At 35.3% G+C, this 23,214-nt stretch carries 13 protein-coding genes; 10 read left to right on the forward strand and 3 right to left on the reverse strand.

Going from position 1 to position 23,214, the window contains the following annotated elements:
* The first annotated feature begins 630 nt into the window (after positions 1 to 630).
* The 5 genes from ES724_RS01275 (at position 631) to ES724_RS01295 (ending at position 5,249) form a co-directional block, all read left to right on the forward strand.
* A complete protein-coding gene (locus ES724_RS01275; RefSeq protein ID WP_146928482.1) occupies positions 631 to 1,647 on the forward strand; it encodes a LacI family DNA-binding transcriptional regulator in 1,017 nt (338 codons plus the stop codon).
* A 156-nt stretch (positions 1,648 to 1,803) separates the two neighbouring features.
* Positions 1,804 to 2,352, forward strand: coding sequence for a lipid-binding SYLF domain-containing protein (locus tag ES724_RS01280; RefSeq protein WP_146928485.1), 549 nt, complete (start codon positions 1,804 to 1,806; stop codon positions 2,350 to 2,352).
* Positions 2,353 to 2,431: 79 nt separating this feature from the next.
* Positions 2,432 to 3,865, forward strand: coding sequence for a dihydrolipoyl dehydrogenase family protein (locus ES724_RS01285; RefSeq protein ID WP_146928488.1), 1,434 nt, complete (start codon positions 2,432 to 2,434; stop codon positions 3,863 to 3,865).
* 3 nt (positions 3,866 to 3,868) lie between these two features.
* Positions 3,869 to 4,543 carry a TIGR04283 family arsenosugar biosynthesis glycosyltransferase gene (locus tag ES724_RS01290; RefSeq protein WP_146928490.1) on the forward strand — a complete coding sequence of 225 codons (675 nt, stop codon included), beginning with the start codon at positions 3,869 to 3,871 and terminating at the stop codon, positions 4,541 to 4,543.
* Positions 4,544 to 4,577: 34 nt separating this feature from the next.
* Positions 4,578 to 5,249, forward strand: a complete 672-nt coding sequence (locus tag ES724_RS01295) for a haloacid dehalogenase type II (RefSeq protein WP_146928493.1) — start codon at positions 4,578 to 4,580, stop codon at positions 5,247 to 5,249.
* A 2-nt stretch (positions 5,250 to 5,251) separates the two neighbouring features.
* On the opposite strand, the gene ES724_RS01300 is transcribed toward ES724_RS01295, so the two are convergent.
* The 3 genes from ES724_RS01300 to ES724_RS01310 all read right to left on the reverse strand — a co-directional run bounded on the left by ES724_RS01300 (position 5,252) and on the right by ES724_RS01310 (position 10,958).
* A complete protein-coding gene (locus ES724_RS01300; RefSeq protein ID WP_146928496.1) occupies positions 5,252 to 6,628 on the reverse strand; it encodes an FAD-containing oxidoreductase in 1,377 nt (458 codons plus the stop codon).
* A gap of 2 nt (positions 6,629 to 6,630) precedes the next feature.
* The gene (locus tag ES724_RS01305; protein WP_146928499.1) at positions 6,631 to 7,191 is read right to left on the reverse strand and encodes a peroxidase-related enzyme; all 561 of its coding nucleotides are present in this window, start codon (positions 7,189 to 7,191) and stop codon (positions 6,631 to 6,633) included.
* Between the two features lie 158 nt (positions 7,192 to 7,349).
* Positions 7,350 to 10,958, reverse strand: a complete 3,609-nt coding sequence (locus ES724_RS01310) for a metallophosphoesterase family protein (RefSeq protein WP_146928501.1) — start codon at positions 10,956 to 10,958, stop codon at positions 7,350 to 7,352.
* Between the two features lie 319 nt (positions 10,959 to 11,277).
* Between ES724_RS01310 and ES724_RS01315 the strand changes: the two genes are divergently transcribed.
* The 5 genes from ES724_RS01315 (at position 11,278) to ES724_RS01335 (ending at position 23,174) form a co-directional block, all read left to right on the forward strand.
* Positions 11,278 to 14,058, forward strand: coding sequence for a helix-turn-helix and ligand-binding sensor domain-containing protein (locus ES724_RS01315; protein WP_146928504.1), 2,781 nt, complete (start codon positions 11,278 to 11,280; stop codon positions 14,056 to 14,058).
* A 241-nt stretch (positions 14,059 to 14,299) separates the two neighbouring features.
* Positions 14,300 to 17,332: a SusC/RagA family TonB-linked outer membrane protein gene (locus ES724_RS01320; RefSeq protein ID WP_146928506.1), complete on the forward strand. Its 3,033-nt coding sequence runs from the start codon at positions 14,300 to 14,302 to the stop codon at positions 17,330 to 17,332.
* Positions 17,333 to 17,336: 4 nt separating this feature from the next.
* Positions 17,337 to 18,806, forward strand: coding sequence for a RagB/SusD family nutrient uptake outer membrane protein (locus tag ES724_RS01325; protein WP_146928509.1), 1,470 nt, complete (start codon positions 17,337 to 17,339; stop codon positions 18,804 to 18,806).
* 22 nt (positions 18,807 to 18,828) lie between these two features.
* Positions 18,829 to 21,525, forward strand: a complete 2,697-nt coding sequence (locus tag ES724_RS01330) for a PKD domain-containing protein (RefSeq protein ID WP_146928512.1) — start codon at positions 18,829 to 18,831, stop codon at positions 21,523 to 21,525.
* Between the two features lie 14 nt (positions 21,526 to 21,539).
* Complete coding sequence (locus tag ES724_RS01335; protein ID WP_146928515.1) at positions 21,540 to 23,174, forward strand: family 16 glycosylhydrolase; 1,635 nt, start codon at positions 21,540 to 21,542, stop codon at positions 23,172 to 23,174.
* The last annotated feature ends 40 nt before the right edge of the window (positions 23,175 to 23,214 follow it).

The following is a 23,214-nucleotide window of genomic DNA, read 5'->3' on the forward strand; positions in this document are numbered from 1 at the left end:
TTTGCAATTTCAGTTAAATTCAATTTTCTATTAGCTCTTTTAAATCTATCAAAAATATGGTTATCTCAGTAGGTGTTTTAGCTGTCTAATTTTTATTATTATATTTGATTATATTTTATAAGATGAATGTTCAAAATCACTTATAAAGGCTCACAGATCGTCAATATTTTTTTGTAGAATTGTTCAAGCCCCATAGAATAGGGCGTCAAGGGAATTGGTTCGATTCTGGGCGAGGTCACTTTTAAACATATTCCCTAAACCTATGGTTTTTAATCATTTGTTTATCAGTAAAATAACATTGAATTAACAAATTTTAAATTTTTCCTTAATCAATCCCTCATTGAGGGTTTAATTCCCCGAGGCCTGGCCGATACGTTCAGGCGGGCTTGCCTCGAATTTTTAAAAGTATTTTCCTCCCGAACCATCGAGACATAACTCGTGGGCTTGCCCCGAGGTTCTTGATTTTTATACTGTATTAAACATTATTAAAATAAAAGATGATCCGGATTCTTATCTAGAACTCGGATTTTTTTATGTCTGAAACTGAAAAATCAGAATAATTTACAGCTTAAACAGGGTTTAATTAACATAACTTCTCTAAATTTAAATTTCAAGTAATTTATTAGGCTTATGAGATCCAAGATCACACTAAAAGAATTGGCTAAATTATTGAATGTTTCCGTTTCCACGGTCTCAAAATCATTGAATGGAAGCCCGGAGATAAGCAAGAATACGGTGAAAAGGGTAAAGGAATTAGCAGAATTACATAATTATAGCCCAAATCTTACCGCAGTTAATTTAAAGCGTAAGAGTACAGGAAATATCGCAGTGATAGTTCCCAATATTTCCAACACTTTTTTCGCAAAAGTACTAGGAGGAATTGAGAATGAGGCTAGAAAAAATGGTTATCAATTAATCACATATATTTCTAATGAGTCCTTAACTGTTGAAAAACAGATAATGGATTTGATCTCTAATGGATTGGCAGATGGGGTTTTAATGTCTGTTTCGGCAGAAACTCAAACTACTAAGAACTACGATCATATTTATAGATTTACCGAGTATGAGATCCCTGTGGTTTTATTTGATCGAATCAATGTAGATGTAAAATTGGATAAAGTTGGGGTAGATGATATGCAAAGTATTTATAATGCTGTTCGCTATCTGAAGTCTAAAGGACTTAATAGAATAGGATTGGTTTGTAGTATCGGAGATCTTGGACTTGCACAAGCTAGAATAGATGGATATAAAGCGGCAATGAACGACCAAAACACAACATTTCAAAAGGAATTCTTGATTGTATCTAATGATCCTGAGGTATTAAGAAAACAGCTTGGTCTTGTTTTGGATACCTATGAGATGGAAGCATTTGTGTCCTTGGATTATTTAAGTACGCTGTTAACTTCCCGAGTTGTTCAGGAAAAAAAACTAAATATTCCTGAAGACATAAAGATCATAGGATATGTAAATGAAGATTTCGCACCATTTCTTTGGCCTTCAATTTCGTATATAGATCAGCACCCTTTGAGTATCGGAGAATCTGCCACTCAATTACTTATAGAAAGGATCAAAAAAATGCAACCGAAAGAATTTGACACTCAGATTTTAAACACTAAGATCGTGCATTTAGATTCTACGCTAATTTAATATACAGCCAACTTGTAAAATTCATCTGAATTTTACCTTAAAAAATTAACAATATTAAGATTTTTGTGCTAATATTTAGTGAAATAACAAGCGCTTAACATTAATAGTTTTATGCTTCGTCTAATTTTATGGTATTAACCAAAAAAATAAGTTTAGATGAAAACGATTAATAAAAAAGTTTTAATTCCAATGCTAATGTCTTTTATGGTTTTATTGTTGGTAAGTTGTGGATCAAGTCAGAACACATCTGGAGATATTATGGCCGATTCACGCGATGCTAAGGCAACTATAACTAAAAATCATCCAAATATTTCAGAGCTTTTTGATAATTCTGTAGGCTACGCTATTTTTCCTAATGTTGGGAAAGGAGCCTATATAATTGGTGCGGCTTCAGGAAACGGGACTGTTTATGAAAATGGAACTTTAATAGGATATTCAAGTCTTAAACAGGTAGATGTAGGTTTACAGGTAGGTGGAAAAGCATATATAGAAGTGATCTTTTTTCAAACACAAGATGCTTTGAACCGTTTTAAAAGTGGTAGCTATGAATTATCCGGAAATGTATCTGCAGTTCTTTTAGAAGAAGGAGTTTCTAGAGACGTGGAGTTTAGAGATGGAGTAGGAGTAGTTACAAAACCAAAGGCAGGAGCCATGGCAGGAATTTCTGTTGGAGGTCAAAAATTTGAGTTTAATGCTATTCAGTAGAATTTTTTAATACATACTAAAGCCGGTTTCTTATTGCTAGAAATCGGCTTTTTTTTGTTATCAATATTATCTTCAATAGATGATTAAAAATAAATACGATCTAATTGTTATTGGTGCAGGATCTGGAGGTTTGGGAATTGCACTAGGCATGTTAGAAATGGGTTTTAAAGTGCTCATGGTAGATAAATCTGAAGAAAAAATAGGAGGAGAGTGTCTTAATACCGGATGCGTACCAAGCAAAGCTTTAATCCATGTGGCTAATATCATCCATCAATCTACTAAGGCATCAGATTTTGGAATAAAATCTTCAGGAGCTCCTAATATTCATAAAGTAAAAAAATATATAGAAAGCAAGCAAAATACTATTCGCAGGCATGAAAATGTTGACTATTTCAGAGAAAAGGGACTAGATGTAGTTATTGGGACGGCTCAGTTTTCTTCTAAAAACAGTTTAGAAATTAATAACGGAGAGTATTCAGCAAAAAACATAATCATTGCTACCGGGTCAAAGCCAAGACAAATTGAAATTGAAGGTTTAAAACCTGAGATCACTTTTACCAATGAAAGTATTTTTGAGATCGATTTTATTCCGAAGAACTTTTTATTTATCGGTGCGGGGCCGGTTAGCATGGAGTTGGGACAAGCTTTTTCAAGGCTAGGCTCTAAAGTTTTTATAGTAGACAGAGGAGAAAGAATCCTGAAGAAAGAAGACCCCGTTATTTCTGAAGTTTTATTTAAAAAATTAGAAGAAGAGAACATCACTTTTTATTTAAATGCGGAAGTTGAAAAAATCACTAATGATGGTCTAGCTGAAATAAAAAACAAACAAGGTGAGCTGGTTAGGCAACCTATAGATGCTGTTTTTATGGGGATTGGACGGGAATTGAATTTTGAAAGCCTGCAACTGGAGAAAGCCGAAATCAAAACAGTTGACGGAAAAATTGTGTTGAATAATAAGTTACAAACCAGCAATAAAAATGTTTTTGTAAGTGGCGATGCCGCCGATAATTTTAAATTTTCTCATGCGGCAGAAATGCATAATATGTTACTGCTCAATAATTTTCTATCTCCTTTTAAAAAGAAGTTAGAAAAAGATAAATTCCCTTGGGTTACGTTTACAAACCCAGAAGTGGCAACTTTTGGGTTGGGAGAAATTCAACTCATAAACAAAAGCATAAATTATGAGCGTTTAGAAATAGATTTTTCCGAGAACGATCGTGGCACCACAGATGATTTTGAATACGGAAAACTGCTGCTGTTTATTGAAAAAAAAATGTTCTTAGCGGGTTCAGCAAAGATTTTAGGAGGAAGCTTAGTGGCTCCTAACGCAGGGGAAATTGCACAGGAACTTATTCTAGTAAACAGCGCGGGGATTGCAATTAAAAAAATCATGAACAAGACTTATCCATATCCCACTGCTGCAGATCTGCACAAAAAAATAATTAGGGATAGGATGGTGAAGGACTTGAAACCTTGGATGAAAAAAGTAGCGCAAATGTTATACAATATTTAAATCATGGTTTCTATTATTATTCCTTGCTATAACGAAGCGAATTATATTGAAGCCACACTAAAACAATGTTTTTCACAAATCGGGGATTTTGAGATTATTGTGGTAGATGGAGGTAGTACAGATTATACAACCAAAATTGTGGAGAATTATCCATCGGTCGTGCTTATTTCTTCAATTAAAGGTCGTTCAAATCAGTTAAATAAGGGCGCAGAAACTTCAAAAGGTAGCATTCTTCTTTTTCTACATGCAGATACTTTATTGCCTCCAAAAGCCATCGTTTCAATTTCTAAAGCATTTAAAAATGAGCAAGTGGTTGGAGGAAGTTTTTATTTAGAGTTTGATAAATATCATGTTTTGTTATTCCTTTATAGTATGCTAAGTAAGATAAATCATTCTTTTTTTACTTATGGAGATCACGGAATTTTCATCAGTAAACAAGTGTTTTCTGAAATTGGAGGCTTCAAAAACGTTAGTTTTATGGAAGATGCAGAGATCCAGAAGTCCGCAAGAAAAAAAGGAAAATTTGTGAAATTAAATTTGGGGGTGGAAACTTCTGTAAGAAGATTCGAAAAGTCTGGCTATTACAAACAATTCTTTCAAGATATGTTAATTGCAATTTTATTTAAACTTGGAGTAGATACAGAAAAATTGAAGCGATACTATCCGGATCATTCATAAACGCCTTGATTATACAAATCTAAAATTAATATAAATGATTAAGCCTAAATTACTGATCTTCGATATAAATGAAACATTACTGGACATGGAACCATTAAAGAAGTCCATAAATGAAGCCCTAAAAGAGGAAAGAGCCTTTGATATATGGTTCCCTACATTGCTTCAATATTCATTAGTAGAAACCCTGACTAAAAATTATAAGGATTTTTCAGAAATCGCTGGTGCTACCCTAAAAATGACAGCTCAAAAATTGGATATAGATCTTACGGAAGTGCAGATAAAAAGTATTTTAAGCCCTATTACTAAATTATCTGCTTATCCAGAAGTTTCAAATGCCCTAAAAGTTTTAAAACAAAACGGATTTAAACTAGTTGCTCTTTCTAATGGGAAACCACAGGTGGTAATTGATCAATTAAAATATGCCAGGATCCATCACTTTTTTGATAAAGTATTGAGCATAGAAGAGGTTAAAAATTATAAGCCGCATGCTTCTACGTACCATTGCGCGTATTCATTAATGAATGTCTTACCAGAGGACACTATGCTAATTGCAGCTCATGGTTGGGACATTGCAGGAGCGAAAAGAGCAGGTATTCAAGCTGCATTTATAAGTAGACCTGGAAAATCACTTTACCCATTGGCCATAGAACCAGAAATTATTGGATCTAATTTAAAAGAGATTACCGAATCCTTATTGAGTTTTTAAAATTATTCCATTGGTTTTGGATTCTCAAGCATCGTAGGGATCAATTCACTCACTGTTGGGTGAATATGAACCGCATCTCTAATTACTGTATATGGAGCATCGGCATACATTAGGTCTATAATGGTATGTATATACTCATCTGCTCCAGTTCCTAGAAAAGTAGCACCTAAAACTTTATCGGTTTTATCGTCGATTAAAATTTTAAGCATGCCCTGCGTTTCCCCCATTTCCTTAGCTCTTGCAACTTTAGACATTGGACGAGTCGCTATTTTGGCTTTTATTCCTTTTTCTCTTATTTCCTTTTCATTCATTCCAACCCTTGCGATTGGAGGGTCTATAAAAGCAGCATAGCACAAAAATCTATCTGAGAGTTTTCTCTTTTTCTCCTGAAATAATTGCGAATTCACTATTTGAAAATCATTGTAAGCAGTATGGGTAAATGCACCTTCGCCGTTACAATCTCCTAATGCCCAAATATGATCAAGGTTTGTTTGAAGCTCATCATTCACTTTAATATAGCCTCTTTTATCTAATTTCACTTTTGTTTTATCCAGACCAAGATCATCTGTATTAGGGATTCTTCCTGCGGCAATCAAAATATGGGAACCTGTTAATGTTGGAGCTCCTTCAGTACATTCAATCTTTACTTCTATTTGATCTCCTTTTTTCTTAGCGCTGATGCATTCTGAATTTAATCTAATATCTATTCCTTCTTTTTTGAAGATCGCTGCTATTTCTTCGGCAAATTCATCATCTTCACGTTTTAGCAATTTATCCCCACTTTCAAGAATTGTGACTTTGCTTCCAAATCGGCGGAACATCTGTCCAAATTCAAGACCTATATACCCTCCACCTACAATAATTAGATGTTCTGGAATTTCTTCGAGTTCTAGAATACTTATATTGGTTAAAAACGGAACATTTGAAAAGCCTTCAGGAATCCGTGCTCTCCCACCAACATTAATATAAATTTTTTCTGCGGAATAATTTTCGCCATTTACACTAACAGTATGCTCATCTACAAATTTTGCAGTTCCTTTTATTAGGCTTATGTTTTCAGTTTCAGTAAGCATTTTATGAAGTCCATCTCTGGAATCCTGAATAATTTCATCCTTTCTAGCCTTTATAGTTTTAAGGTTGACCACTATTTCGCCTTTAACTTCTACTCCAAGAGGCTCACTGTTTTTAGCGATAAAAGCACGTCTGGCACTTGCAACATAAGCCTTAGTTGGAGTACAACCTACATTGACGCAGGTTCCTCCTAAATTGCCTTTTTCTATAATTGCAGTTTTAATTCCATTTTTCGCAAGGCTTGCTGCCAAGGGAGGACCTGCCTGTCCGGTTCCAATAATTATTACATCAAAATTTTTAGTAGCCATAATTAATATTTATAGTTTTTTCCTTCATCTTTTTCCAGCTCTACGCCTAAAGTAAGTACCATTCGGTTTACAAAATTGAAATAAGATACAACAAGTGTTGCATCTAAAACTGCAGCATCACTCCAGCCAAGTTTTCTTAAATTCTCGGTAAGATCGCTCTTATTGTTAGCTTCTGGATTTAAGGTTATAAGAGAAGCAAAATCACATAATGCCATTTCTTTTTCAGGAAGGTCTAATACAGGGTAATCGGTTTTTAATAGCTTTAGTTTTTCTTCATCTTTCCAATAGTGCTGTAATGCGCTTCCATGATGAGTAGCACAATAAGCACAATTATTAGCAACAGATACTATTACGGCAATCATTTCTCTTTGAGCTCTGGACAATTCAGATTTCGTAAACATGATCTCCATATAGAGATCTGCATGCTTTACGATGCTTTCCGGACGCAAACTTTGAATTTTTAAAACTTCGGCCAACTGACCACGACTTTCGACGATATCATCATAAATTTCCTTTAATCTACCTTCAGCAACTTCATGCTGAATCACTTTAATTCTGCTCATGGTTTATCTTCCAAAATTTATTACAATAGTGAAGATAAGACAATATCTAAAACTATTTCAGGCTTAGGTAGTCTAAAAAATACAGTAGGCTTATCAAAAAAAAGCGAAGCCAGATCTAGGAAATCTGGCTTCGCTTTTTAATTTTGAAACACTAAGTTTTAGAACTTGAATCCAAAAGTAAATACCACTCGATTATCTTCTTCACTGGTATAATAACCAACATTTGCTGTAAATGCACTAAATCCATTTATAAAAACAGAACCTCCATAATTAGTATGCCATTTGTTGGAATCTTCATTTTGTAACCAGATTCTACCATAATCGAATCCTCCTGTTATCCCAAAACGCAAGGGCATAAAACTAGTCTGAACTTTTCCAAGTCCAAGTCTAAGATCTGTACTTTGATAAAAACTGCTCTTTCCATTGAAACGTTGGTTTCTAAAAGCTCTTAGGCTTTCATTACCTCCTAACATGGCACCGTGATAAAATTCATATTTATCACTAATTATCACTTCTCCTCCAATTTTAGTGGCAAGTACAATTACACCACTACTATGTATTGGGTAATCTACAGAGATGGATGGCTTCAAATACCCAAGCTCATTATCATGACCGTCTATATTTGTTTTATAACCAGCAGTAAGATCTAACTGTATTCCTAAGTTTGGATAGGCAGGGTTTTTTCTTTTATTCAAGAATTTGTAAATCACTTCCGCTCCACCATATAGTTGAGAATCAAACACATCGTTTGTACCTTGAAATCTATCTCCAATAAAACGATCTATATCTCTGGAGACTTCCAAAGATTGAACTAACACTCTAAATTGAAATTCACTCCCTCTGGCATTATTCCAAATTAAGGATGGCGCAAAATGCCATTGTTCAATGTTTACTCTATTAAAATCTAAATCTACAGAGGCATCATAAAAAGTTTCATTCCCGCTTCCGAAGTAATTCAACGTGAAATTAGGACTTGTATAATACGCATCTATTCCTAAATTCCAGTTGTAAAAGACGTGTGCAAACTCTCCAAAATAACTAAGCTCGATACCTTTTGTGTCAAAATAGTAGTTTGCACCTACTGTATGTTGCGTAGTGAATGGGTTTTTTGCTAATCCATAAGTGGTATAAGTATCAGAGAGACCTAAATTAAATCCGGCATCGGAGGTAAATCCTATTGCTGGGAATAAACTATTATTGGAAGTTTTTCTTTTTAAATAATCGAAATTGTTAATGTCGTAAGAATCTACCAACCATTTTTTACGCGCTTTTACTATGGTATTTTCTTTACTCTTATAATCATATAATTTGGCTCTTCTAGAATTTTCGAAATTGTAAATATCATTTTCTTCCCCACCAAGCACCTTCAATTTAATAAGGTTATTTCCTTTTCCTTCGATTTTAAATTCATCATCTCCATCTAAGCCATAAATCCAAATTTCCTTAGTGTCTTCAGCCTTATAGCTATTTTCAAATACAATAGTGTCTTTTCTTGAAATTCGAATGTCTGTAACTCCATCTTTTTTACGGGTGATCAAGAATTTATCGTCTTCATCGGTACCTGTAACCACATGAAATTTATTTAAGTATTCATAATAGTCACGAGAAACCGACATTAAATTATCACGTCGAATTTTTAAATTCTTCTGAATATTGATAATGCTTTCGTCTTGTACATCTTCTGGAAGATTTGCAAAAGCTTTTTCAATCTTAGCATCGGTTAGGTTTGATTGAATGAATTTCACCTGTTTTTCCCAATCTTCCCAGGTTGAAGTTTGAATAATCATTTTATCCATTGCATAGCCAGCGGTATTAAACCATTTTACATTCTTGATATCAGAATTATAGGATTGCATGGCTCTAAATGGAGGGAACCCTAATTTTAGAAGGGAGATTATAGGTCCATCATATTTGGAAAATGCCTGGTCCCTATCTCTTGGAATTGGGCGGTAAACCTTTTTATCATCACCTTTTTCGAATTCTGCCCATCTCCATTGGTCATCGTGTCTATCCCAATCTCCAACCAGCATATCAAAAATTCGTGCTTTAATATATTCTTCTTCGTCAACACTTGCGTCTTTAGATTCAAGTAATTCTTCTCTAAGGTCTGTTGAACTTAAAATATCATCTGGAGAACCAAATATTTCCAAGTCTTTATTCTCGTCCCCAACATGTTCTTCCAACATATAAAGTTCATCTCCATACTCATCATTAAAAACTCCTAAGGCTTCTTGTTTAGGTACAAAATAAATTTTGGGACTTACATGCAAAATATCAACATCATCCATTAAATCGTTCAGAGCAAAAGGAGCATAAGGATGCGCAGTGGTATAATAATCCATTACAATCCTTTCGGCAACAGTATTATCCACGATATCTGCCACATAATGCTCTTTCATGTTATTCTGAATAAAACGAATAGCGCTTTTTCTTAAAGCTCTTAATGTATATTCGTTCTCGTTATCATTAATCAATCTTAAAGATCTGGACTGATTTCCTCCACCTTCTGATATTGGTTTCACATTACCCGCCAAATTATCTAAAAACAATACAGGAGCATTAATTTGTTTACTATAAATATCACGGTAGTGTTCTCCCCACGCCCATTTATGTAAGCCGCTTTTATCAGTTTCCTCCATGGTGTATATTGAAGAAACTGCAGTTTTGTCATAAGTTTCTTTAGGCTTATAAGAAACTTCATCTAGAGAAGTTCGTTTTCTCTTTATCTCCTTTTCGAATAGAAATTTAGAATCTGTAACTGTAGTTTCATAAAACCGAACCAAAGAACTACCATCCTTGAATAAAATAAGTTTTGCATATCCATTTTTATCTGAAGCAAAATGGCCTTTCTTTTCAGCCCTCGCTTTTTGAGTTTTAGCGGCTGCTCCACTTATAATTTGTGGTACCTCATGATGATCTAAAAATTGTAGGTTTTGATCGTTCCCAGACACAAAGATCACATCATCGAATGCACGAGCGGTAGCCTCCAAAATATTATGAAGTTTACTCTGCTCGGGATTTTGATAAGTTTGGTCTGAAAATCCAGCGACCTTTTTTATAAAGCCGTATTTGGTGCTGCTCAATACAGGGTGATGTACCGCTACTATAACGGTTTTACCATAGTTGTCTTTCAATTCATCTTTAAACTCTGCAAAGAACTGATCTCTGGTTTTGATATCACATTTATTATTGACGTAAGGATGTTTATCCCAATCTTCTAAATACCATTGAGAGTCAATCATGATAAGCGCTACATCCTCATTAATTTCTTTGCTTTCAATTGCACAACCATCATTTGGCCAAAATTCGGCTTTGCTGTTATCCTGTAAAAAAGATTCCAGATCGTCTATGCTTTTGTGACCTTTTTTATTCCATTCGTTTACGCCAGGCGTGAAGATCACTTTCCCATTAAATTTATCAATAGGGTTTAATAGTGAGTTTTGTAAATATGATTCTGTTTTTCTTTGAGCGTCTACTTTAGCTGGATATCCTTTTTCTTTAGTAATATTTCCAACAATTAACAAAGTAGCATCTTTATCTTCTTGACTAGATTTTACAATCCCGTGTAATACTTCTTGAGAGGTCTTGTTGGTTTCATCCAAACCAGTATTCGCGGTGATATAAAAAGTATGAGCAATTTCTTTTCCTTGATCGGCACTCTTGACTTGTGCAAAACTGGAAGAAAAAACACTGAAAACAATTAAAAGACTAAGGTTTGAGAAGTTGAAAATTCGTTGAAAACTTCTTATAGTAATAGACTTGTGCATATTATAGTAGTTGTTAAGGTCTTATTTTAGGTAGCTTTATCAATATGGGGAAAACCGCTAAAAGCAGGCAAGTTTCAAAAAAAAAAACATATGTAGATTAAATTTAACGTTCTATAACATTTTTTAAATCTTCTATAAAACTATCACCTCTTTTGAATTTAATTTTAAAGGAAAATAATCCAATAATTATTAAGGATCTTACTTGTTATATATAAAAAAAACCTGTTCTTGGTAATAAGGTCAATTTTTGTGTATAGCTTTTCTAATTTCCTCTACATTATTGTGGAATAAAATTTAAATTAGCTTCAAAACTATATTCTTGAGATTATTCTTCTTTCTAGCTTTTTTGTCTTCATTTTCTGGATTTTCACAGGAACTACCACCTGTAATTAATTATAGCCCTATAACCTACGATGCCGGGAACCAAAATTGGATGATCTCACAAGCAGAGAATAAAAACATTTATATAGCCAATGGGACAGGACTACTAGAATTTAATGGGGCAGAATGGAATCTATATCCAATACCCAACAATACAATTGTGAGATCTGTAAAAGCAGTAGGTAAAAAGATCTTCACTGGGGCATATATGGAAGTTGGTTATTGGGAGGAAAATAAATATGGAACTTTAGATTATACCAGTTTGTTAGATAAATTTCCAGAAGCAGTAAAAGATGGGGAACAATTCTGGCATATAGAGAACAGCGAAGATATTGTGATCTTTCAAAGTTTTGAAAAATTATATTTATATAATCTGAGCACTAATGAGATTACTAATGTTAAAACCATAGCTTCATCTGCAATTACTAATCTCTTTAAGGTTGAAGAAAATATTTACTATCAGCAGGAAGGGCAGGGAGTTTTCTTAATTAAGAATGGGAAACCAGAATTATTGATACCTGCTGAGGTTATTAATGACTTAGAATTTATTCATATTTCTATAAAAGACAAACAGCTTCAGATAATTTGTAAATCTGGAGATTTTTATACGTGGAATGGTTCAGAATTAGAGGCTTTTAATCAAGAATTGTCCAAAGCGATCAGTGGCTTAAGTGTTTTTTATGCACTGGATTTAGTAGATAATTCTTTCGTCCTGGGTACTGTTGAAAATGGTGTTTATCATGTGAACTCTAATGGAGAGCTATTAGAAAATTTCAATCAGACGAATGGACTTTTAAACAATACCGTTCTAAGTTTGTTTGAAGATGTGGATAATAATCTTTGGGCAGGACTAGATAATGGCATTGGGGTTATCAATCTTAATTCTGCATTTGAAATATTTCAAGATAAGAATGGTAAAATTGGTTCGGTTTATACTTCAATTAAAGAGAAGGATTATTTATATCTGGGAACTAATCAAGGTTTGTACTACAAAAAAGATGGAGAAAAGGCATATACTCTTATCCCTGGCACCAACGGGCAAGTATGGAGTTTGCAGAAAATAGATGATATTCTCTTCTGTGGTCATAATATGGGGACTTTTATAATTAAAGATGCTATAGCCCAGAAAATTGCAGACAGGTCGGGTACCTGGAAAGTTATAAAACTTGAGTATTATCCCGGTTTTTATTTACAAGGGCATTATAACGGTTTAAGTGTGTTAAAACGAAATGGAGAAGAAATTGAGGCTTATCCAATGCTTAAAGACTTTCCTCATTCATCCAAGTCCATAGTATCTAATAAAAATGGAGATATCTGGATTGGGAACGAGCATAAAGGTGTTTTTAAAATAAGATTGGATGATTCCTTAACTAATATAAGTGCCACTAAAAATTATCCATTTAAGGATGTTTCTGGAATAACTTCAAGTATTTTTAAGTTCAATGACACTTTATATTATGCTACAAAATCAGATTTCTTCCAATACTTACCAAGTTCAAATAAATTCAGTTCGAAAAATGAGTTATCTAAGATCACAACTAATTTTAAAAGAATTTCAGGGACTGTTGTAAATGACGGCTCAGATAAGATCTGGGGTTTTACTGAAAATTCTATTTTTAATGTGGATCTTTCCCAATTGAGCTCGGGCTATAATTTGACGCCTATTTACTTACCCAAAGAGGTTAGGAATATTACTATTGGACATGAGAATATTACTGCGCTAGGTAATGGTAAATACATAATTGGAGTTTCCGATGGTTATTTGATCTATAATCAAATGGAACTAGAAGATCTTAAGCATGAGATAAAAATAAATAAGATAACCAGTGCAACAGTAGAGAATAATGCCATTTTGGTTCCCCTAAATGAGGAGTCGGTATTTGCTTATAAATCGAATAACATCAATATAAATTATAGTGTCGCTGAATATGAAAAATTTATTTCTCCGGAGTACAGCTATAGACTTATAGGGTTAAATTCCAAGTGGAGCAAGTGGCAAAAAGCACCAATGGCTTCTTTCAAAAACCTGTCTTTTGGAGATTATGAGTTTCAGGTAAAAGGAAAAATTGGAGCCAACACTACAGAAACGCTTTCCTACTTTTTTACAATATCAAGACCTTGGTATTTAAGCTGGATTGCGATTGCATGCTATGTCTTGTTGTTTTTAAGTATTCTGCTGCTAATTCACAGAACCAATTTAAGACATCACCGGAAGATCAACGAGGAAAAAGAGAAGGAGCTTAAAATGAAGAATCTTGAAGCAGAACAAAAGATTATAAAGCTACAGAATGAGCAGTTGGGGAAAGATATGACAAGTAAGAATAAAGAACTTGCCGCTTCTACAATGAGTTTAATTAAAAAGAATGAGTTCCTTAACAACATCAAGGACCAATTAAAAGAATCTGAATCTTCCAAAGTTAAATTGGTTATCAAGACGATTGATAAGGATATAAATGAAGAATACAACTGGAATTTATTTAAGGATGCATTTAATAATGCAGATAAAGAATTCTTTAAAAAGATAAAATCGAAGCATCCTGATCTTACTTCCAACGATCTTAAGCTTTGCGCTTATTTAAGGTTAAATCTTTCATCGAAAGAGATCGCTCCTCTTCTTAATATTTCGGTAAAAAGTGTTGAAATAAAGCGATATCGTTTGCGTAAAAAAATGCTTTTACCAAGAGAAGTGAATCTTACAGAGTATATTCTTGATGTTTGAACCTATACATTGTTGTTTAAAAACTATACATAAACTCTACATATAGTAGTTTTAACACTAATTTTCCAAAGATTGTAACTATCTTTTGACTAGTGTTTTGCATTATAATACCTAGGTAATAGAGGCTTGTGGGTTTTCCCTACATTTAATATTGCCATTGTATATGTTTTGTAAAGGTGAATTTTCTTGCTTCTTAACACTCTATTAATATATTGCCAATGCAATTTAAACAAACTTACAAATGAAGAGATTTACATGTTTATTAATTGTCCTTTTTGGGGGAGTTATTTCTATGTATTCGCAATCGATTTCGGTCCAGGGGACCGTTTTAGATGAGAATAATGTTCCGCTATTAGGGGTAAATGTTTTAGTGAAGAATCAATCGCGTGGGACAACCACCGATTTTGATGGTAATTTTATAATAGAGAGTATAAACGTAGGCGATGTGCTTCAGTTCTCTTATATAGGATTTTTACCAAAAGAGATAACAGTCTCTTCTAACCAAACTTTAAAAATCGTTTTACAAACCGATTCTGAATCATTAGACGAGGTTGTTGTAATTGGATATGGTACTCAACAGAAAAAGGAAATAACAGGAGCTGTTAGCGTTGTTGATTCCAAAACTATTGAAGAGCTTAATCCGGTTAGGGTGGAACAGGCACTTCAAGGAAGAGTTGCTGGAGTAAATATTACTTCGACTTCTGGTTCTCCGGGTAGTGCTTCTAATATAAGTATAAGAGGTATTTCTACCAATGGGGATTCTAGACCTTTAATCCTGGTTGATGGAGCGGTTATAGAAGATTTAAGTGTAATTAACCCAAATGATATAGAAAGTATTAGTGTTCTTAAGGATGCTACTGCTGGTATATATGGAGTAAGAGCAGCAAATGGGGTTATTTTAATCACCACCAAAGGAGGTAAGAAAAACACAGACCTTAGAGTGGAACTGGATACTTATACTGGAATTCAGGAAACGAGTAGAAAGTTACCTGTTCTGAATGCTACTGAATACGCTGTAATAATTAATGAAGCTTTTGCAGCAGGTGGTGAGAATCCACCATTTAATGATTTTAGTGTTTTAGGTGAGGGAACAGATTATCAGGATGAGATTTTTAGAGAAGCTTTTATATCAGATGTTAACGTTAGCGTTTATGGAGGTGGAGAAAAATCCACGTATTCTGCAGGAGCTGGTTATCTAGATCAAGATGGTATCGTTGGTGGTTCTAAGTCTAATTTTGAACGTATTACTGGAAGAGGAAGTTTTAACTATGATATTCTTGATAATTTAAAATTATCTACAACAGCTATTTATACACATTCTAACAGAAGCACGCTTCCTGAGAACACATTGGGATCTGTTTTGTTTAATGCTATTAATATGGCTCCAACAATCCCTGTTTTCGATGCAAATGGAGAATTTAGTCTAGCAGAAGGTTTAGGGAATGAGGTGATTAACCCGGTTGCACAAGTAGCTAACACTTATAATAATTCACAAGTAGATAAGATCACTGGAACAGCTGGTCTTGCCTATGACTTTTTTGATCATTTCAAGGCGGAAGCAAGATACCAGTTTAACTATTCTGAAGTAAAAGGAATTAGTTTCTTTCCGGAAGTCTTTTATGGTTCGGGAAAGGTTTTCAATATAAGCGAGGATAGAAATGTTGTAAATGAAAGCACAAACTTTTTTAGAGATTATACTTTTGATGCTTTTGTTTCTTACACAAATTCTTTTAATGATGTACATAATGTAACTGCCCTACTAGGGACTTCCGTTTTCAAATCTACAGGAGATTTTTATGGATTTACAGGATTTAATATCCCAGGTAACTCGTTTGATAATGCAAGTATAGAGAATGCTTCAGATGTAGTAGATAATTACATAAATGTAAGCAATAGAATTTTTGACTCTAGATTATTATCTTACTTTGCTAGACTTCAATATAACTATGATCAGAAATATTTAATATCTGCAGTTATAAGGCGTGATGGTTCTTCTAATTTTGGACCAAAGAATAAATTCGGTTATTTCCCATCGGCATCAGCTGGTTGGGTGTTGAGTGAGGAGAAGTTTTTTGAAAACAATATTGTAAACTTCTTTAAAATCAGAACTAGTTTCGGGATTTTAGGTAATGATCGTATTGGTGCTTTTGGTTACACCTCTCTTTTAAACGGGGAAGGAACCTATGTTTTTGACAACGAATTATTCTTTGGAGTTGCTGCTGGTAGACTTTCTAATCCAGAATTACAATGGGAAGAGCAAACAGCTTTCGATATTGGTATAGATGCAAGATTATTTGGGTCTAAATTGGACCTTACGGTAGATTATTTCCAAAGAAGAACAGACGAGCTATTGTTGGTGCCTCAGGTTTCAGGAATCCTGGGAGTTGGAGCTCCGGGGGCTGGTGCCCCAATCGTAAATGCAGGTTCTGTAGAAAATAAAGGATGGGAATTCTCTTTTACCTACAAACAATTAGTAACAGACGATTTTGATTTTAATGTGAGCTTCAACCTTACCACTTTAGAAAATGAAGTACTTTCTGTAGCTAACGAAAATGGGTTTGTTCCAGGAGGATTTTTTGCCGTAGGTCAAGGAGAAGCACCATCGAGAATGGAAGCTGGGCAACCAATCGGGTATTTTTATGGATTGAAATCTGACGGGATCTTTCAAAATGCTTCAGATATAGCTTCTGCTGCTACTCAATCTAATGCAAATGTAGGTGATCTTCGCTATGTAGATCAGAATGGAGATGGACTTATCGATTCAGATGATCGTGTTAATATTGGAGATCCAATTCCAGATCTTACAATGGGACTTAACATTGGATTCAACTACAAGAATTTCGACTTCATTGCTTATGCATTTGCTTCAGTAGGAAACGATATGGTAAGAGCATACGATAGAAATGAAATACGTACCAACAAAACTTCTTTTGTCTTGAATCGATGGACAGGGCCAGGTACTACAGATATATATCCTAGAGTGAATATTGGACCTAATTCCAATAACCAATTCTCAGATTTCTATGTAGAAGATGCTTCTTATGTAAGATTGCAAAATGTACAAGTAGGGTATAGTTTAAATAACGCCACCACAGATCAGCTGGGGATTAGAAAACTGAGGTTCTACGTATCTGTGAACAATGCATTCACCTTGACAGAATATAACGGTTACGACCCTTCTGCTTCTACAGGAGACCCAATTGGAGCTGGAATAGATCAAGGATTTTACCCCGTACCTAGAGTTTATTCAGCAGGTTTAAACTTTAAATTTTAAAAAAATGAAGATGAAAATAAACACACTCAAAAAACGAATTATCTTCACTTTAGTAGCTTTTATCGCTATTTCTTGTAGTGACGATTTCGTGGATGTAACTTCTGAAAATGAAAGTGCAGATAACTATTTCAACTCTGAAGAGGAGTACCAACAAGCATTAATTGGAGCTTACGATCTTTTGCAAGCAACCTATTTGAATGTTATGATTGGTGAAATTGCATCAGATAATACCTTAGCTGGAGGTGAAAGTGCCAATGATGTAATTGGATTTCAACAAATTGATAAGATGAGCCACACTCCTGTAAATCAACAGTTGCGGGATGTGTGGAATTGGATGTTTGCAGGAGTGAATCGTGCAAATTATATTCTTCAATTTCAGGATAAGACAGATTTTGAAGGAAGAAGCGAAGTGATAGCTCAAGCAAGATTTTTAAGAGCATATTATTATTTTGAACTGGTTAAATTCTTCGGAGATGTGCCGTTGTTTATAGATAAACCTTTGGAATTTGGAGAACAGTTTGATATAGTACGTACTCCACGAGCTGAGGTTTATGACCAAATTGAAGCAGATCTTATTTTTGCTGCAGAAAACTTACCTGCGACCCAAGCACAGACAGGACGTATTACTTCTGGTGCTGCAAATGCACTTTTAGGAAAAGCTTATTTATACCAAGAACAATTTACAGAAGCAGCTGCATCATTTGAAAAAGTGATTAGTGGACCTTATACGTTGGCGCAAGACTATGAGAGTATATTTGAACCAGAAGGAGAGAATGGACCAGGGTCTGTTTTTGAAATTCAATATACAGACAAAGAAGGTGCTGGTTTTGGTTGTCTTCAGTGTAGCGAAGGAAATGTAGCTGTTGGATTCAACGGAATTAGAAATTTCACCGGGCCAATATTTGGTTCTGGATTCAGTTTCAATCTTCCTGTTCAGGATGTGGTAGACGCTTTTTCTGAAAATGATATTAGAAAGGATGTTGCCATTTTAGATATAGATGCTTTTGCAAATGCTACTGGTGCAACATTCATTGAGGGTTTTGAACATACAGGGTATTACAACCGTAAATATCTTGCTAGACAGGGCGATCTTAATACTGGGGATGCTAACCTTACCAATCCTAATAATTATAGATCTATTCGTTTTGCAGACGTGTTATTAATGGCTGCAGAAGCCAACTTTAAGAAATCGCCGCCAGATGAAGGAAAGGCTAGGGAGTATTTAAACCGAGTTAGAGTGAGAGCTCAATTAGATCCGGTTGATTTTGTAGGAAGTATATTATTAGATCAAATATATATAGACCGAAGGTTAGAGTTAGTTGGTGAAGGTCATCGATTCTTTGACCTTGTACGTACCGGAAGAGCTGCCAGTGAAATTGATGGCTTTGTTGCAGGGAAACACGAATTATTTCCAATTCCGGCAATAGAAATTGAACTAGCCGGTAATAACTGGGAGCAAAATCCAAATTATTAAAAACTAAACTAAACGAATAAAGATGAAAATATTCCAATTCTTAGCAATGCTTACAATCTCGGTCCTTTTATTTACAGGATGTGAGAAAGAAGAGATCACGAATTATGCATTTCAAGAAATCTCTGCACCTACAAGTGTAACAGCCAATTTTGATGTGGCTCAAGATGATTCAGGAGATGTCTCAATAACACCAAGCGGTGAAGGAGCACAGGTTTTCCAAGTTTATTTTGGAGATGGTAATGATACGCCAGTAGAGGTTGCTCCAGGAGAGACAGTTTCTTATACTTATGGAGAAGGTGAATACCTGGTAAGAGTAATAGCTGTTGGTTCCACTGGTCTAACTAGTGAATTTAACCAGAGGTTATTAATCTCCTTTAAGGCTCCAGAAAATTTGGTAGTAAATGTAGATCAGCCAGCTAATAATCCTGCAACGATTAGCGTTAGTGCATCGGCAGATTTTGCTGCTTCATTCGATGTTTACTTTGGAGATGCAGAAGATGAAGAACCAACTCAATTAATGCCTGATGCATCTATAGAACACACATATGCCAGTCCGGGTACTTATACAATTCGTGTAGTTGCTAAAGGTGCTGGTGTTGCTACCACTGAAACTACTGTAGAAGTTGTTATTCCTGAGGCGAACGATCCGGTAAAATTACCGATCACCTATGATATACCAACTGTTAATTATGCACTTGTAACTTTTAATGATGCTTCATTTGAAGTTGTTACTAATCCATTTTTATCAGGAGCAAATCCTGAGGAGTCAATGGTAGGAGCAATCACGAATTCGGGTGCTAACTTTGAAGGTGGGGCTTATAATTTGGGAGAGCCTGTAGATTTCAGCGGGGATAATAAAACTATATCAATGAAGTTTTATTCAGAAACGCCAGTATCGGTACTTGTGAAATTTGAAGGAGGTACTAACGACGATCGACCTAACGAAGTTTCGGCCGATCATGGTGGAACAGGCTGGGAAGTTTTAACTTTCGATTTCGGTTCAGATGCTGTTAAGAGTTTCTTAGAAGGAGCTGATGATAATGGTCAAGCTTTTGTACCAACTGGAAAATATAGCACTTTAGTTTTATTTGTTGAAATTGGTGAAACCACTGCAGGTACTTTCTATTTCGATGATATTATGCAGGAAGCCTCAACAGCAAATTGCGTTGCAGAAACGGAAGAAAATATAGATCCCGCGAATGGTCCTATTAACTGGACATTTAAGACAGATGATCCGGCATTTGCTTTCGAAGGATTTGGAAATGTTGAGGCTTCTATAGCCAGTAACCCGGCGACAGATGGAATTAACGCCAGCTGTAACGTAGGAAAAGTGGTTAAAAACAATCCATGTGAATCTTGGGCTGGATTAGGTAAAGGACTCCAGACATCTATAGATTTCGCTACCACCGATAAAAAGGTTTTCACATTGAAAGTTCTTGCCGAAAATCAGGCTACAGATGTGACCTTAAGATTAGAATTTGAACCTCATCCTAATGTAGATCCAGCTGAAGAAAGGGTAGCTCAGGTTACTGAAGTTGGAGTATGGCAGGAACTAACATTTGATTTCTCAGATGTAAATGACAAAACCTTCAAAAGTATCATACTTTATTTCGAAAGAGGCGCAGCTTGTGATGGCGATGTTTATTATTTCGATGATCTTAAACAAACAGATGGAGTAGCAGGTGGTGGAACAGCAAGCACAAAAACAAGCTTTCCTGTAGATTTCGAATCTGCTGCAAATGGTGGAGCCGCCGCAAACTGGTCGGTTTTTGAAAATGTAGATAATCCTCCATTAGAGATTATAAATAACCCTGATATGGCTGGTAATACTTCTGCAACAGTAGCAAAGTTTACCGCAAGACAAGCAGGGGCACCTTTTGCTGGTACCATTACACAATTACAAACTCCTTTTACATTGAGCGCATCAAACAGCACTGTAAAGGTTATGGTATGGAAAACGGTAATAAGCGATGTGGGTATTAAATTCGAAAATGCTGCAGGTGGATCTACAGGAGAGATTAAAGTTGCAAATACTAAGACCAATGAATGGGAAGAACTTACTTTCGATTTCTCAGGGGCAGTTGGCGATCCTAACAATACTGATATTACAGGGCTTGTTGTGTTCCCAGATTTTAATGATAGCAGAACCCAAGACAATGTTGTTTATTTTGATAACGTTACTCTAAATGCCGCAGGAAGTGGTGGTGGATCAAGTGGAGGAACAGATCCAACTGCTGCTGCGCCAACACCAACTTTGGCTGCTGCAAATGTTATTTCCTTGTTTAGCGAAGCTTATACAGATGTTGCAGTAGATACGTGGAGAACAAGTTGGTCTTCTGTAGACTATACTGAAACGACAGTTGATGGGAACGACGTGAAACTTTACAGTAACCTAGACTTTGTTGGAATTGAAACAGTTTCCTCTCAGATTGACGCATCAGGTATGACTCATTTTCATGTAGATTACTGGACAGGAAATGCGACAGTTTTTAGAATCAAATTAGTTGATTTTGGTGCTGACGGAGGTTTTCAAGGCGGGGACGATACTGAACATCAAATTGAATTTAATGTAACTCCTAATCAATGGGTTAGTCTTGATATACCTTTAGCAGACTTTACTGGACTTACAACTACAGAAAATATCGCGCAATATATATTTTCTGCAGCTACTGCAGGAGAAGCGAATGTTTATATAGATAATGTATACTTCCATAACTAGGAAAAAAGAAAACTATGAAATATTTTAAAATAATTTTTAGCTTATTGGCAATTGCCCTGCTGTTTTCAAGCTGCCAGGACGATGATCTAGGGTTGGATACGATATTAGTGCCTTCCAATCTTCAGGTTACAACAGAGATTAGTGATGATGGTTCTGGAGAAGTTAGTTTTCAAGCTAGTGCTAATGATGCACTGAGCTATAAGTATATTTATAGCGACGGGACCTCCGCAGTTTCTTTAGGAGGCGATATTACTAAGCGTTTTACAAGTGTAGGTTTAAACACTTATTTAGTTACCGTAGTAGCTTATGGCAAAGGTGGTGTAAGTAGCTCAAAATCTATAGAAGTTGAAGTTAGAAGTGATTTTAATGATCCTGAAACTAAGCAATTACTTACTGGAGGTAGTTCTAAAACTTGGTACATAGCTTCAGCAGTTCCAGGTCATTTAGGAGTTGGACAGAATGTAAATGATGACGGACCTATAGTAGACGGAGGTGGATTCTTCTCTGGCCCACCTAATTTTGGACCAGAATGTTTTTACGATGATGAGATGACTTTTAGTTTGAATGAAAATGATGGAATTTTATATGAGTATAAAAATTTTGGAGTAACCTTCTTTAACTGGCAATTCACCTTACAGTTTGGTGGTAATGGAGAAGAATTTGTAGATGAATGTTTAGACTTCACATCAACAGAGACAGTGCCATTATCTTTAGTACCTGCATCTTCAGGAATAGATGAGCAGCGTTCAACCGGAACAGTTCTTAGTATTGCCGATGATGGATTTATAAGCTATTATATTGGTCAAAGTCAATACGAAGTTTTATCAATCACAGAAAACAAAATGAGTCTCCGTGCTGTACAGGGTAACGATAATTTCCTAGTATGGTATCTTATTCTTACCACTTCTCCAGATGGAACCGTTGGAGATGGAGGCGAAGAGGAGGAAGCTTTTGTTTCTGAATTTACAAATCTTGTTTTTTCAGATGAGTTTGACGGTGATGATTTAGATACCGATATCTGGAATTATGAAATAGGTAATGGAACCAACGGTTGGGGGAATGGAGAAGCGCAATTCTATACCGAAGATAATGTAAAAGTCCAAGATGGAAACCTTGTAATCACTGCCAGGCGAGAAGCCGAAAGCGGATTTGATTTTACTTCTGGAAGAATTACTACTCAGGATAATTATGATTTTACATTTGGAAGAGTTGAAGCTCGTGCTAAATTGCCTGAAGGCGGAGGTACGTGGCCTGCAATATGGATGTTGGGTGCTAATTTTGATGTAGTAGGCTGGCCTGAAACAGGTGAAATTGACATTATGGAATGGATAGGTAACAATCCAGATGAAATCTCATCTGCACTTCACTTTCCAGGCAATTCTGGAGGTAATCCAGTGTACGGTACAACTCCAGTCCAAAATGCAACTTCAGTATTTCATACCTATGCTGTAGAATGGACTCAGGATAATATTATCTTCTTACTGGATGGAGACGAGTTTTTCACTTTTACCAACGATGCCTCTCTGCCTTTCAATAAAGATTTTTTCTTAATAATGAATGTGGCCATGGGTGGCGTATTCGGTGGAGATATAGATCTTGCATTTCAGGAATCATCTATGGAAGTAGACTATATAAGAGTATACCAATAATTTTTTAAGATTAGCCAAACTTACCTGGAGGAAATCACTT

This window comes from Gillisia hiemivivida (assembly GCF_007997295.1).
GTDB lineage: Bacteria > Bacteroidota > Bacteroidia > Flavobacteriales > Flavobacteriaceae > Gillisia > Gillisia hiemivivida.

Excerpts from the sequence above, each read along its gene's own strand:
- ES724_RS01275 (WP_146928482.1), top strand. The coding sequence starts at position 631 with ATGAGATCCAAGATCACACTAAAAGAATTGGCTAAATTATTGAATGTT.
- ES724_RS01280 (WP_146928485.1), top strand. The coding sequence starts at position 1,804 with ATGAAAACGATTAATAAAAAAGTTTTAATTCCAATGCTAATGTCTTTT.
- ES724_RS01285 (WP_146928488.1), top strand. The coding sequence starts at position 2,432 with ATGATTAAAAATAAATACGATCTAATTGTTATTGGTGCAGGATCTGGA.
- ES724_RS01290 (WP_146928490.1), top strand. The coding sequence starts at position 3,869 with ATGGTTTCTATTATTATTCCTTGCTATAACGAAGCGAATTATATTGAA.
- ES724_RS01295 (WP_146928493.1), top strand. The coding sequence starts at position 4,578 with ATGATTAAGCCTAAATTACTGATCTTCGATATAAATGAAACATTACTG.
- ES724_RS01300 (WP_146928496.1), bottom strand. The coding sequence starts at position 6,628 with ATGGCTACTAAAAATTTTGATGTAATAATTATTGGAACCGGACAGGCA.
- ES724_RS01305 (WP_146928499.1), bottom strand. The coding sequence starts at position 7,191 with ATGAGCAGAATTAAAGTGATTCAGCATGAAGTTGCTGAAGGTAGATTA.
- ES724_RS01310 (WP_146928501.1), bottom strand. The coding sequence starts at position 10,958 with ATGCACAAGTCTATTACTATAAGAAGTTTTCAACGAATTTTCAACTTC.
- ES724_RS01320 (WP_146928506.1), top strand. The coding sequence starts at position 14,300 with ATGAAGAGATTTACATGTTTATTAATTGTCCTTTTTGGGGGAGTTATT.
- ES724_RS01325 (WP_146928509.1), top strand. The coding sequence starts at position 17,337 with ATGAAGATGAAAATAAACACACTCAAAAAACGAATTATCTTCACTTTA.
- ES724_RS01330 (WP_146928512.1), top strand. The coding sequence starts at position 18,829 with ATGAAAATATTCCAATTCTTAGCAATGCTTACAATCTCGGTCCTTTTA.
- ES724_RS01335 (WP_146928515.1), top strand. The coding sequence starts at position 21,540 with ATGAAATATTTTAAAATAATTTTTAGCTTATTGGCAATTGCCCTGCTG.